Consider the following 13,562-nt stretch of genomic DNA (forward strand, 5'->3'; position numbering starts at 1 on the left):
GGCCCTTCGCGCGAGTCCCTGGCGCGGCAAAACGATCCTGCATGCTCAATGCTCAGACAAATGACAAGAGCGCTCAATCACGTTTCATTAGCAGTTCGAACAACATACACACCTCTTACAAACGGATAATGCTTGAAAGCCTTATACGTTTTCCAGATGTGAACGCCACGCCAGGCAAGGCGGCGCGCGATGACAGAGCGCGTGGCAAAGCCACCCACGCACGCACGACACAAAATCGTCACTGAATCGACACATTAATCAACCAGCATAGGGAGTTCGTGTGTCCACCAACCAGCGATAAAGAGAGACAAAGGCCATGCCGGAACTTTCGTACCCTCAGCCGACGAGCAACACCGCCCGAGGCCGCAATATTGGTCTAATCACGTTTCTCGCCGTCATCGGCGTCGGCTTGCTGTACTGCATATTCCATCTCGTCACCGATCTGGAATCCGTTCAGCAAACCAGCTTTCTGCCTTATTTCCTGCTGGGTATCGCGTTGCTGATCGCGCTTGGCTTCGAGTTCGTGAATGGCTTTCACGATACGGCCAACGCGGTAGCCACGGTGATCTATACCCATTCGCTCACGCCTAACTTCGCGGTGATGTGGTCGGGCACGTGGAATTTCCTCGGCGTGCTGACCTCCACGGGCGCGGTCGCCTTCGGCGTGCTGCAATTGCTGCCGGTCGAGCTGATTCTGCAGGTGGGCAGCAGCGCGGGCTTCGCGATGGTGTTCGCCCTGCTGATCGCCGCCATCATCTGGAATCTGGGCACCTGGTACTTCGGCCTGCCTTCGTCCAGTTCGCATACGCTGGTTGGCTCGATCATCGGCGTGGGTCTGATGAACCAGTTGATGCACGGCGCCAACGGCACGAGCGGCGTGGACTGGAATCAGGCGCTGGGCGTCGGCAAGTCGCTGGTGTTCTCGCCGATCGTCGGCTTCCTGCTCTCCGGCCTGCTGCTGATGGTGCTCAAGGCCGTGGTGCGCGTGCCGGCCCTGTACGCAGAGCCGAAAGGCAACGAGCCGCCGCCGTTCTGGATTCGCGGTTTGCTGATTCTGACCTGCACGGGCGTCTCCTTTGCGCACGGTTCGAACGACGGTCAAAAGGGTATGGGACTGATCATGCTGATCCTGATCGGCACGGTGCCCACCGCTTATGCGCTGAACAAGGCCGTCACGCCGGCGGAAACGCAGACCTTCATAGCGGTCGCGCAGCAGACCGCGACCACGCTTGGCAAATACACGCAGGGCGCAGCGCCAACGGCGCATCCGCGTGCCGAGGTGGAGGCCTATGTGCGCACCCGCCAACTGACCTCGGCCACCGTGCCCGCGTTGCAGCAACTCACTGACATGATCGGCAAGCAGGTCGGCACATCCGGTACGCTGGCAGGCGTGCCGCAGGATATCGTCGACAACGTGCGCAACAACATGTATGTCGCTTCCGAAGCGATCCGTCTGATGGAGAAAAGCAAGCAGCCGGCCTTCTCCGAAGACGACACGAAGGTCCTCGACAACTTCAAGAAGCAGCTGGATCACTCCACCAAATTCATCCCGACGTGGGTGAAAGTGGCCGTAGCGATCGCGCTCGGGCTGGGCACGATGGTGGGCTGGAAGCGCATCGTGGTGACAGTGGGCGAAAAAATCGGCAAGCAGCATTTGACCTACGGTCAGGGCGCGTCGGCTGAACTGGTGGCGATGCTGACCATCGGCGCGGCGGACATGTACGGCTTGCCGGTCTCCACGACGCACGTGCTGTCGTCAGGCGTGGCCGGGACGATGGCGGCCAACGGCTCGGGCCTGCAGTGGAGCACCGTGCGCAGCCTTCTGCTGGCCTGGGTGCTGACGCTGCCGGTGTCGATCGCCCTGGCAGCGGGCCTGTACTGGGTCTTCATCCACGTGTTCTGATCGAATCAAGCAAACAGGGGCGCGGTTCGAAAACCGCGCCCCTGTTTCGTTTACGGCGCTACGTCGTATCAACGCCAGCGCCGCGATCCCTCAGTCACGTCCCTCAGTAAAGCTCCGGCACGATCATGGTCTCTGGCACAGGTTGACGGAAGTATTCTTCGTTGTGCACGCGGTCCGGCAGCGTGATGACCGGATGCTCGATCTCGTGATACGGCACCTGGCTTAGCAGATGATGAATGCAGTTCAGGCGCGCGCGCTTCTTGTCGACGGCCTGGACCACCCACCACGGCGCTTCAGGAATGTGCGAGCGCTGCAGCATCACTTCCTTCGCGTGCGTATAAGCCTCCCAGCGGCGGCGGCTTTCCAGATCCATCGGGCTCAGCTTCCACTGCTTGAGCGGATCGTGAATACGATTCTGGAAGCGGATTTCCTGCTCTTCGTCCGTGATCGAGAACCAGTACTTGAGAATCTGCACGCCACTGCGCGCCAGCATCTTTTCGAATTCGGGCACGGAACGGAAGAACTCTTCGTACTCCTCGTCAGTGCAGAAATTCATCACCCGTTCGACGCCGGCACGGTTGTACCAGCTGCGATCGAACAGCACCATTTCGCCGCCCGCGGGCAGATGCGAGACATAACGCTGGAAATACCACTGCGTGCGTTCGCGGTTATTCGGCGCCGGCAACGCGGCCACGCGGCATACGCGAGGATTCAGACGCTGCGTGATGCGCTTGATGGCGCCGCCCTTGCCCGCCGCGTCGCGCCCTTCGAAGATCACCACCAGCCGGTGTCCCGTGTGAACGATCCAGTCCTGCAGCTTGACCAGTTCACCTTGCAGACGGAACAGCTCGCGGAAATACATCTTGCGCGTTTCGCGGCTTTCCTTCGTCAGCGCGTCCTCGCCGTCGAGGATGCGGTCATCCACTTCCATTTCGAGCTCTTCGTCGTACGCGTCGATGAGATCCTCCTCAAAACGGCGCTGCCGCTCGGCCATTGCAGCGGTATCGGCTCTCGGATCCTGCTCTTTCATCGCGACTCTCCTGGAAACGGGAAGGGGTAGGCACACCGCGCGGGCCGCAGCGGCGACCCTCGATTATCGAAGCATGAGGTGTCACTGGTATTACCGGGTTTGCATGAGCAACGCGGCAATGCGAGCCGCTCACACGCCACGCGAACGCGCACCTGAAAACGCGTCTGAAAACACATCATAGCGAGTTTCGCCCGCGTTAATCGAGGCCCAACGCGAGGCCCGAATCGAGCCCACGCGAACGTCTAGCGCATTGGCCTCGCGAAGCTCAGCTCGTGGCCGTCCGGGTCCGTGATGTGGAAATAACGCTCGCCCCACGGCGCATTGGCAGGCGCGAACTCGGGCCGCAGCCCGGCCGCCAGCGCCTTGCGGTACACCGCGTCCACGTCGGACACGTAAATGATCACGCGCCCCCACCAGGTGATGGGGCCACGCGTATCCGTGATCAGGTTCAGATACGAGGAGCCGAAGGCAAAGGATGTAAACGCCTGCTGCGGACCGCCATATTGCAGCGGAAAGCCCAGCGCCTCGTAAAACGGCACGGCGCGCGCCATATCGTGGGTGGCCAGCGTGATTGCGCTGAGCGACTCGATGCGCGGTTCGTCGGATGGGTCAGTCGGGTTCATGGTGAAAATCTCCCGCCAGCTGTGTGGTGAACGCAAGGCGCGAAAACGGCGCCAGCATGGTCAGTTTCTCACAGGCACGGCCGCATCTTGAAAAGTGCCCAGGCGCCCCGCAATTGCGTTCCCGTTTATCCGGAGCTTCGTCATGGGAAGCCGCCCCCGCTTTATTGATGACCTGTCGCGCGCCTTGCCCGAGGACGGCGCGCCGGCAGGATTGTCCGCGTCGTCCGCCTTGGGCGACGAGGCCTTGCTGGATGCCTACTCGCGCACCGTCATCGGCGCGCTGGAACGGGTCCAGCAGGCCGTCGTGTTTATTTCCGTCGAACACCGCACGCCCGCCAATCCGCAAGGACGTGGTGCACGCGGCGGCACGGGTTCAGGTTTTCTGTTCACGCCGGACGGTTATCTGCTGACCAATAGCCACGTCGTGCACGGCGCCACGCAGATTCGCGTGACCCTCGCCGACGGCAGCAAATTCGACGCCGATCTGGTCGGTGACGATCCTGGCAGCGACCTCGCCGTGCTGCGCATCGGTTCGTCGGAGCCGCTGCCGCACGTCGAACTGGGCGAGTCTGGCAAGCTGCGCGTCGGTCAGATTGCAATTGCCGTCGGCAATCCGCTCGGGCTCGCGCAGACCGTCACCACCGGCGTGGTGTCCGCGCTGGGCCGCTCCCTGCGCTCGAACTCCGGCCGCATGATCTACGACGTGATCCAGACCGACGCCGCGCTGAATCCCGGCAATTCCGGTGGTCCGCTGATCAATTCGGCCGGTCAGGTGATAGGCGTGAACACCGCCATCATTCCGGGCGCGCAAGCCATCTGCTTTGCCACGGCCATCGACACGGCCAAGTGGGTCATCATGCAGATCTTCGCGCATGGCCGCGTGCGGCGCGCTTACATCGGCGTCGCGGGCACGATGACACCGCTGGCGCGGCGCGTGCAGCGCTATTTCGGTCTGGCGACGGAAAGTGCGGTACAGGTGGTCGAAATCGTCAAAGGCAGTCCGGCCGCGCTCGGCGGATTGCGAACCGACGACACGATCGTCGCCATCGACACGCTCCCCGTGGACAGCGTCGACAGCCTGCAACGCGTGCTGGACGCCTCGCGGATCGATCGTCCGGTCAACGTGACGGTGCTGCGCGGCACGCGGCGGCTGGAACTGACGCTGACGCCGGTCGAGCAAACCAGCTGAGCCTGGCTTGCGTGAAGAAAGCGGGCGGTATGCAGACCATACCGCCCGTTCTCAAGGCGTCACTGAATCACGCGCGTGACGCCGCGGCCACGTGGGTCCGCAGCCGGTTCGGGCGTATTGCCGTTCACCTTGATTGCCTGAATATCGCCGCTGAAATCCTGGCCCTTCAGCGTGTAGCCGCGCGCTTCGATCTGCTGCGCGAGCTCGCCCTGAATCGGCATATACGGCTCCCAGAAAATCGTGTTCGGCGGCAACAGTTGATGATGGAAGCGCATTGCAGCCACCGCCTCCGGCAACGGCATATTGAAGTCGTAGACGTTGTTGATCACCTGGAAGATCGAGGTGAAGATGCGCGAGCCGCCCGGCGTGCCGATCACGAGCGCCACCTTCCCGTCCTTGGTGAGGATGGTGGGTGACATCGACGACAGCGGACGCTTCCTCGGCGCAATCGCGTTGGCGTCGCTGCCCACTACGCCGAACATGTTCGCTACGCCTGGCTTCGCGGAGAAGTCGTCCATTTCGTCGTTGAGCAGAATGCCTGTCTGATCGACGACGACGCCCGAGCCGAAATACCCGTTCAACGTATAGGTATTCGAAACGGCATTACCCCATTTGTCGATCACCGAGAAGTGGGTGGTCTCGGCTTTTTCCGGCATCGAAGTGCCGAGGCCCGGTTGCACGCTCTTCGTATCCGACGGCTCGTTCGGATTGACTTCGGACGCGCGTTTGGCGAGGTAAGGATCGGCGATCAACTGGGCGACCGGCACCTTGTAGAAATCCGGATCGCCAAGATACTGCGCGCGATCGGCGAACACGCGCTTTTCGATTTCCGCGATCAGATGCATGTATTGCGGCGAATTGAGCGGCACGTCCTTGAATTCAGGCGCGATATCCGCCTTCATCTTCAGCAGCTGCACGAGACCGACCCCGCCCGAACTCGGCGGCGGCGCGGTGATCACCTGGAAGCCGTTCCAGTTGGCTTGCACCGGCTGACGCCATACCGCCTTGTACTGCTCCAGATCCTGCTTAGTGATCAGCCCGTGACCGTGCATCGAGGCGGCGATCAGGTCGGCGGTCTTGCCGCTGTAGAAGTCACTTGCGCCATGATCGGCGATGCGCGTCAACACCGCGGCCAGTTCCGGCTGCCTGAAATTGACGCCTTGCTTGAGATTGCCGAAGTAGCTGTCGAAGTTGGTTTTGCCCGCGAAGTCTTTGGCGGCGTCGTCACGCCGCTGCTGCAACTGCTCGCTCACTTCGAAGCCATCCGTGGCGTACTTGATGGCGGGCGCCAGCACCTGCTTCCACTTCAGCTTGCCAAAGCGCCGCTGCGCTTCCCACATGCCTTCCACCGTGCCCGGCACGCCTACCGCGCGATAGCCGACAAGGCTCATACCTTTGACGACCTCGCCTTTGTCGTCGAGGTACATCTTTTTCGTGGCAGCCAGCGGCGCCTTCTCGCGGTAGTCGAGGAAGTAAGGCTTGCCGCCCACGTAGAGCGTCATGAAGCCGCCACCGCCAATATTGCCGGCCTCCGGATAGGTCACGGCGAGCGTGAAGGCGATCGCCACGGCGGCATCCACCGCGTTGCCGCCTTCCTTGAAGATCTGTTCGGCTGCATCGGCACTGAACTTGTCGGCCACGGCCACGGCCGACGCGTCCAGCAGCACGGGCTGATTGGCCGGCGCCTTCGCGTAGGCCGGCGCGGTTTCGAGGAAAGCGCTCGAGACGGTGATGAGCGCGGCCGCTGCGAGCACGCTCGCGGACAACTTCACTTGACCCAACGACATTGACTGCCCTCCATAACAAATCCATCGCTATCAGGAAAACGTCCGTCTTGGGCTTATAGCACGGGTTGCGGCATTTGAGTTCCGGGGCCGGGTGCAACCGCCGCGCGTTAACCCTCAATGGACGACCATTCGATACCTTGCAACAGGCGTCATTTTTCTCGTGGCAAGCGGCGACCACGGCCGTACGGCAGTGCGTGACCTGCGCCGCCTCAGACGCGTATCAGGAGCGCCTCAAGCGCTTCCGCGTCCACCGTTGGCAATCTCATCACCTGTACCCTGCGGCAGGCGTTTGGTGACCGGAATCGAGCACACGGAGAACATGCCCACCACCAGGAACGCCGGCCAGAAATCCGACCATACGATGGAGGGATGACCCTGCAGCCGATGCGAAATCTGCAGCACGATGCCGCCAATCGTCACGCCGAGCCCGAGCGAGATCTGCTGGATCACGCTTGCCACGCTGGTGGCGCGGCCAATCTCGCGGTTCGGGATGTCGGCATACGCGAGCGTATTCAGCGACGTGAACTGCAGCGACGGAAAGAAGCCGCCAAACAGCACGACGCACCAGATCAGCCAGTGCGGCGTGCCTGGATGAAACAATCCGTAGACGGCAATCGCGAGCCCCGCGAACGCGGCGTTGAACATCAGCACCGTGCGAAAGCCAAACCGCCCGAGCACGCGCGAGGCCACCGCCTTCATGAAAAGCGAGCCGAAGGCCGACGCACAGGTGATCGAGCCGGACACGAACGCGGTCATCCCGAGCCCCTCCTGTAGCGCGAGCGGCAACAGAAACGGCACCGCACCCAGCCCGATGCGAAACAGCGAGCCGCCGAGCACGCTTGCCTGAAAGCTCGGAATGCGCAGCAGGCTCAAATCGAGCACGGGCAAGGTCACGCGGCTGGCGTAGAACCAGTAGACCAGCAGCAACGCGGCGCCGGCGAGGCACATGCTGACGGAAACCGTGTTCGACACGAGTTCCCCGCCGACCAGCGAGAGCCCCAGCATGAACGACGACGCGCCGCCCGCAGACAACACGAAGCCGGTCCAGTCGAGTCGGCCCGGATGCGGCTCGCGCACGTTGGCGATATGTTTGTTGGCAAGCCAGATGCCGAGAATGCCGATCGGAATGTTGATGAAAAAAACCAGCCGCCAGTGCAGATAGGTGGTGATGAAGCCACCCAGCGGTGGTCCCACCACGGGGCCGAGCAGTGCGGGCACGGTCAGATAATTGACCGCGCGAATGAATTGCGCCTTCGGGATGGAGCGGAAAATGATGATGCGTCCGACAGGCACCATCAACGCGCCGCCCAGACCCTGGATGAAGCGGGCAACGACGAAGGTGGGCAGCGAACTGGAAGCCGCGCACATCAATGAACCGGCCATGAAAATGCCGATTGCCGTGCGAAACACGGTGCGTGAGCCGAAGCGATCGGCCACCCAACCGCAGATGGGGATGAATACACCGAGGCCGATCACGTAACTCGTGACGGCCAGCTTCAGGGTGATGGGACTTTCGCCAAGATCGCGCGCCAGAACCGGCAACGACGTCACGATCACCGTGCCGTCTACGTTTTCCATGAACATCGCGCACGCGACGATCAACGGGACGATGAATGCACCCAGAGCGAGAGGCATTGGCAAGACGACGGGCGGCAAAGCCGTCGGCGTAAAGCCGTGATTATCGCATTGGCTTGGTGTGACGGGTTGCCGTTTGGCGTGACGCGAACCGCACGATATGCCGTGACGGTTGGTTGAGGGTGCAACGAAGTGCTTGCCGCTTAACTATGGAAGCATCCGCCATGCGGGCGCATGACGGATGGTTTGGCGTAACTTAGTGACCTGACTTAGTGATGCAACTTAGTGACGCAACTTAGCGCGGCGCCAGAACCAGCGGTTGCAGTTGCGGCAGGATTTCCGTACGGGCCCGCACGACATCGTTCGGGAAGTCGATTTCGACCCACGGCGAACCCGTGACATCGGCCGTATCGAACACCTGGCTGCGTTCCAGCAGCAGGTCGCGCACCGCTTCTTCGTGGGGCATGTTGGCGCGATCGCTGTCGATGTAACCCGCTACGATCTCCGCGAAGCGCCGCGCCGTTTCTTCCTGGAAGCGGAAGAAGCCCACCGACTCGCCAATCGTGTCGTAGTCGATGTTGACAGCCAGTTGCTTGCGCAGCTCGACCGGCACGCCGTCTTTCAGGCACAGCTTGACGGGCTCGTCGCCCGCTTCGAAGTCACGGTCGATCAGCAGACGGTTCACCGTCTCGCCCGCCACCAGGGCGTTCAGGATGCGCTCGTCGTACAGCACGTCGGCGTCCATCAACAGGACGTCGCCACCGCGCGTCAGCGGATCAGCCACCGTGTGCACCGTCAGCACGCTGCCGAGGTCGAAACGCGGGTTGATCACGATCTCGACCGGGTGCGGCCAGTTGATGCGCTTCAGTTCGGCCTCGACCAGCCCCGGCTGAAAGCCGAGCGCCAGCACGACGTCCGTCACGCCGGCCGTCTCCAGCATCTGCAGATGCCGTTCGAGCAGGCTCACGCCGTCGAACTGCAACAGACACTTCGGAAACTGCTCACCCGGCGGGAGCTGAAGACGCAGGCCCAGGCCCGCAGCGAGAATGATGGCACGCATGCGCGGTCCTTATCAGAAATGGTTTGAGTCGACGGCCGGCACACGCGTTGCGCGCCGCCGCTGCCAGTTGCGTTCACTGAAATGCAGGTACAACAGGCCCGGAAGTCCGAGCAGAAGTTCGCGCGCCCGCTTGGCGAGCGACAGCGCCAGCGCCGCATCCGGCGGCAGCCCGACGAGCGGCGCGAGCAGCAGATAGCCGCCCTCCTGCACACCGAGCGAACCCGGAATCGCGAAGGCCGCGCCGCGAATGGCCTGGCCGATGCTCTCGAGCAGCAAGGCGTCCACCCAGTCCACCGGATGGCCCAGGAAACGCAGCGCGAGCCACACTTCGGCCGTGCCGACGATCCAGCCCACGAGGCTCAGCGCAAAGCTCGACGCCACCCGGCCGCGATCGCGGTACAGCGCCTGCACGGCGCCGTCCACCGCATCGGCACGCGTGGTGAGCGCCGACCAGTCGCGCTTGCCGAACACCTTGGCGACCACGCGCAGCAGCCGGCCGAACAGGCCGTTACGTTGCGCAAAGAAGAACAAGGCGATCATACCGGCCAGCACGCCCGTTGCAATAAAGGTCGCGGTACGCAGATCGTGCAGCGCGCCCTGTGCCGCGTACGCGCCGAACAGCAGCAGCCCGAGTACCGCAAAGACGATCTGCGACAACGCCTGCAAGGTCGTGCTGACCGTGATGGTCGCCGCCGCGTCGCGCATCGACATGCCGCGCTGCGTCAGTTGCCGGACGATCACCACCGGGCCGCCAATCTGGCCAGCGGGCAAAAGACTGTTGACCGATTCGCCGGTCCAGCGCGCGAGCAACGCGTCGACGGGCCGGACGTGGTCACGGCGACGGTCGATCAGCATCGTGATCGCGCCGGCGTCCAGCACCAGCGGTACGAGGTGGAATGCAGCGACGAGCGCGAGACCCCAGCCCGCCACCATCAGCGTGGATGTCACCGAGCCGAGGCCCTGCCACGCCAGCAGCGCGACGAACAGCGCCACGCCGATCGTCAGCAGGATGACAGCCGCGCGAGTCATGTGCCAGCCCTTTTGCGCTTGCCGAGCTGACTGAACACCTGACGAAAGCCGAAGTACGCCACCGCGTCTTTCATGTTCGAGATGAAACGGCGCCACGGCCGCATGTTCGGGTCGGTTACGTATTCGAAGGTCAGCGACACGCGCATTTCATTCGGACCGGCCGGCGTGATGCGATGGCGCAGTTTATCGCCGTCAAAAAACACCAGGCCACCGGGCGGAATCTGCACCGAGCCGGGAACATCGGCAACCTCGGGGTTGCGTGTGTGCAATTCGTAGTCGAGCCGGCACGACGACTCGTCGATCACACCCAGCAGCAGCGTGTAGCGACGGCCATCGTAGTACGACGTATCGTAGTGCCAGCCAATATGGTCGCCGGCACGCGTGTAGTAATACAGCGCGTAGGCGTGCGGGTCGTCGGCGGGCGAAACCATCAGCTTGTCGCCGCTCAACTGCTCGAGCCAGCCGATCAGTTCTTTCGACCGATACAGCTCCGCGATGAACGGCGCGAGACGGTCGATCATATGACGGCTCACGCTGCCGCCCTGCTTGTGGCCCGGCAGATAATTGCGGTTGACTTCGTCGAGCAGCGCGCGGGCGTGATGCACCAGTTGCGCCGTGACTTCGGGCGCGAGGAAGTCTTCGAGGTACAGGAATGCGCCCTGATCCGCGAAGTCCTTGCGCAGGCGGTCGGTATTCAGCGCATGCGTGCGGCTCGCCACGGCGCGATCGGGGTCCGGCGCGGGCGAAGAACCGGCGCTAACAGTGGATGTCGACGCTGAGCGATCGTGCGAAGCCCGCCGAGCCGCGACCTCTTCTTCGGCGGGCGTACTCATCGGCTAACCTGCATCTGACTGGTTGCAGCCGCAGCGGGGCTGGCAACGCGCCGCAACGCGCGACGATAGTCCAGCACCACCCACACGGCGAACAGCGGCGCGCCAATCGACGCAGCCACGATGAACGGCGTCACGCCACCGAACAAGGTGACGAGGGGCAACAGATACAGCACGTCTTCGGTCTCGAAGCCACCCACCGAAGCCTGCCTGGTGCCGGCTTTGCCCGCGAGATCTTCGATGCGCATGCGCAGGAAGAAGATGATCGCCACCGCCACCCCCGACAGTCCGCCCAACGCCATGCCCGGTGCGACGTGACCGGCCACATGCACGGCGCCGATGCCCGTTCCGAGGCCGACGAACAGCATCACGGTGACGAGCGCGTCGCACGCGAGATCGTAAAAATGACCGATCTTGCTCGACTTGCCGCTGATGCGCGCGAGTTCGCCGTCAGTGTGGTCGACGAAATTCGACAACACGATTAGCAGCGCGCCCACGTTGGCCCACGTAAATCCGCCACGGGCCAAGGCCAGTGCGCCCGCAACGCCGATCAACAGACGCAGCGTGGTGAGATGATTCGGTGTGACAGACGTGTGAACGAGAGGCGTGACGAGCCGTCGTGCCAGCCGCGCATCCCAGGTGCGTGGGAGCGGGACGTTTTTAGGGGTGGATGGTTGCGAAGTCATAACCCGGAAATATATACGGGAATCGAAAGACTTGCATTTCCGCGACCGTTTTGGCTTGCGCTTTTACCACGGTCACGTGGTATTCCCTTGTGCTTCAGCAAGAATGGCTGAACGTTGGTAAAGTGCGAATCCAGTTGCGCCGGTCAGCCTGTTTCATCTCGCCGTGCAACCCCGCGTGGCGGCGCTTTCGCCCACTTTTCGAGGTGCCTCGAGCGCCTGCCCGTTTGCGAACCGCTACTGAACCGCTACTGTATACCCGCAACTCCGAAGCTCATGAAGCACGTTTTCTCCACCGCCATCATTGCACTCAGCGCCGCTGCGTTGCCGCTTGCCGGCCACGCAGCCGAGCTCGATGCGGCGCTCGCCTGCAATGAGTCGGGCCACCAGTTCATTGCGGATCTGGCCGCGCAACAACTGATCGAGCCAACCCCGATGCGCGTGGAGCGTAATTCGATCAACGCATTCAAGCCGGCCAAGGGCGCCGACCTCAGCGCCTTCGGCTTCCATGTGTTTGCCGTGGTGGGCTTCGAGAAAGACGACCCGATGTTCCGCACCGGCGACGGCGAACCGCTCGCAAACTCCGCGTATGGCGCCGTGGTATTCGGCGGCGACAACGCCGTGCAGGACGCGGTCACGCGCGGCGGCAGCAACGCCATCGTTCATCACGTCGCGCCCCATGTGACCGCGATCTTCTGCAAGCGCGACTGACGGGCTGCATCACGCGCCTGACCCAACAGGCTGGACCCAATCACGCGTTCAACGACAGACGTGACTAGCCGGGCCGGCGAAAACCGCTTTCCACCCACGCTGCCGCATTCGCCTTGCCGAGCTTGAAATTCGGCGCCACCTTCACCTGGGCGAGTTGTTCGCCGAATGCGTCGAAGGCCGTCAGCAACGCGTAGGGATCGTCCTCGCTCGGCACGATATCCAGCGTGACGGCCAACTCGCCCTCGCCGGCGGGGGCATCTACCATGACCCGCTTGTGCAGCATGGCATGCAACTGCTGCTCATGACGCCGCAGTACTTCCGAGGCCGTCTTCACCAGTGTATTGAAAGCACTGGTGTCGAGCGGCTTGGGATTCTTCTTGTCACGTCCCATTGTCCACGGGCCGACCAGCGCCGGTTCCGGCTCGCCGTCCTTGATCATTTCCACCGCCCAGCCATCGTCGTCTTCATTCTTGATGACCCGCGCGGTCCAGCCGTCGTCCTGCCACAAACGGGCTTCGTGCACGGCATCCGGGCTCGCGGTGGTGTCGGGCATCTCGTCCGGGGCGGAGTCTGCTGCGGGGTTCAACGAAGGAAGATTCGGCTCAGTCATGGCGGGTTCACTCAGATCGGGGCAGGTTCAGCGCAAAGGCTATGCAAGGCCTGAATTCTACCTGCCCAGGTGACCCAAAAGACCGGCGCGGAATCGCCCCAGGCCAATTGGCAGAGGGTGCGGGGATTATTTCTCCAAATGGAATGGTATTTTTCCCATTGGCACGGAACTTATTATGTTAATTAATACAGAATAAAAAAACGCGACCCGGAGGTCGCGTATAAATAGATGAAAAAGACACCCCTGGTCATGGGGTGAATTCATTGTAAAGGCACGTGATTGCGGGCGCTAGCGGCATTCACCGGAAGAATGCCTTTCGGAAAACAGCACAATCGAATTTCTGACTGAATGTAAACGTCGATAACCCGCTCATCCTTGCCGGACGGGCGTCGCGCATGTGCAACAAGTAATACATTGACACACTTATAATATCCCGTAGCGAATAGCCAAAATCACTTTGTTTACGCGCACTTAGAAGCTCCGAAATCATATTTCCCAATTGAGCAAAGCATTGTTGCGTCGAATAGAGTTA

Annotated in this window: 12 protein-coding genes; 3 read left to right on the plus strand and 9 right to left on the minus strand. The window is 62.2% G+C overall.

The genetic code is table 11. The features are described from left to right. Positions 1-316: 316 nt before the first annotated feature. Positions 317-1,903 (plus strand): inorganic phosphate transporter, encoded by a 1,587-nt coding sequence (locus D0B32_RS25665; protein ID WP_117337100.1) that lies wholly within the window; start codon positions 317-319, stop codon positions 1,901-1,903. Between the two features lie 103 nt (positions 1,904-2,006). Here the strand turns inward: D0B32_RS25665 and ppk2 are convergent, their stop codons facing one another. Together ppk2 and D0B32_RS25675 are read right to left on the minus strand one after the other, a co-directional pair. Next, on the minus strand, positions 2,007-2,933 hold the full coding sequence (gene ppk2, locus D0B32_RS25670) for a polyphosphate kinase 2 (RefSeq protein ID WP_117337101.1): 927 nt from the start codon (positions 2,931-2,933) through the stop codon (positions 2,007-2,009). A gap of 242 nt (positions 2,934-3,175) precedes the next feature. Beyond that, positions 3,176-3,556 carry a VOC family protein gene (locus tag D0B32_RS25675; RefSeq protein WP_117337102.1) on the minus strand — a complete coding sequence of 127 codons (381 nt, stop codon included), beginning with the start codon at positions 3,554-3,556 and terminating at the stop codon, positions 3,176-3,178. Between the two features lie 142 nt (positions 3,557-3,698). Between D0B32_RS25675 and D0B32_RS25680 the strand changes: the two genes are divergently transcribed. Further along, positions 3,699-4,745, plus strand: a complete 1,047-nt coding sequence (locus D0B32_RS25680) for a S1C family serine protease (protein WP_117337103.1) — start codon at positions 3,699-3,701, stop codon at positions 4,743-4,745. A gap of 59 nt (positions 4,746-4,804) precedes the next feature. Here the strand turns inward: D0B32_RS25680 and ggt are convergent, their stop codons facing one another. The 6 genes from ggt to D0B32_RS25710 form a co-directional block, all read right to left on the minus strand. Beyond that, the gene (gene ggt / locus D0B32_RS25685) at positions 4,805-6,532 is read right to left on the minus strand and encodes a gamma-glutamyltransferase (protein ID WP_117337104.1); all 1,728 of its coding nucleotides are present in this window, start codon (positions 6,530-6,532) and stop codon (positions 4,805-4,807) included. A gap of 231 nt (positions 6,533-6,763) precedes the next feature. Next, positions 6,764-8,167 (minus strand): MFS transporter, encoded by a 1,404-nt coding sequence (locus D0B32_RS25690; RefSeq protein WP_117337105.1) that lies wholly within the window; start codon positions 8,165-8,167, stop codon positions 6,764-6,766. A gap of 235 nt (positions 8,168-8,402) precedes the next feature. After that, on the minus strand, positions 8,403-9,167 hold the full coding sequence (locus D0B32_RS25695) for an NTP transferase domain-containing protein (protein WP_117337106.1): 765 nt from the start codon (positions 9,165-9,167) through the stop codon (positions 8,403-8,405). A 12-nt stretch (positions 9,168-9,179) separates the two neighbouring features. Then, the gene (locus tag D0B32_RS25700) at positions 9,180-10,196 is read right to left on the minus strand and encodes a flippase-like domain-containing protein (protein WP_117337107.1); all 1,017 of its coding nucleotides are present in this window, start codon (positions 10,194-10,196) and stop codon (positions 9,180-9,182) included. Further along, entirely contained in the window at positions 10,193-11,029 is an 837-nt protein-coding gene (locus D0B32_RS25705) for a 2OG-Fe(II) oxygenase (RefSeq protein ID WP_117337108.1), read from the minus strand. The genes D0B32_RS25700 and D0B32_RS25705 overlap by 4 nt, the downstream gene beginning before the upstream one ends. Next, positions 11,026-11,712 carry a CDP-alcohol phosphatidyltransferase family protein gene (locus D0B32_RS25710; protein ID WP_117337109.1) on the minus strand — a complete coding sequence of 229 codons (687 nt, stop codon included), beginning with the start codon at positions 11,710-11,712 and terminating at the stop codon, positions 11,026-11,028. The genes D0B32_RS25705 and D0B32_RS25710 overlap by 4 nt, the downstream gene beginning before the upstream one ends. Before the next feature lie 273 nt (positions 11,713-11,985). On the opposite strand from D0B32_RS25710, the gene D0B32_RS25715 reads away from it, so the two are divergent. Beyond that, the gene (locus D0B32_RS25715; protein WP_117337110.1) at positions 11,986-12,420 is read left to right on the plus strand and encodes a hypothetical protein; all 435 of its coding nucleotides are present in this window, start codon (positions 11,986-11,988) and stop codon (positions 12,418-12,420) included. A gap of 64 nt (positions 12,421-12,484) precedes the next feature. On the opposite strand, the gene D0B32_RS25720 is transcribed toward D0B32_RS25715, so the two are convergent. Further along, positions 12,485-13,030, minus strand: a complete 546-nt coding sequence (locus D0B32_RS25720) for a hypothetical protein (protein WP_181969903.1) — start codon at positions 13,028-13,030, stop codon at positions 12,485-12,487. Between the last annotated feature and the right edge of the window lie 532 nt (positions 13,031-13,562).

The sequence above is a fragment of the Paraburkholderia sp. DHOC27 genome (assembly GCF_003429005.1).
In the GTDB taxonomy this organism is placed as follows: Bacteria; Pseudomonadota; Gammaproteobacteria; order Burkholderiales; family Burkholderiaceae; genus Paraburkholderia.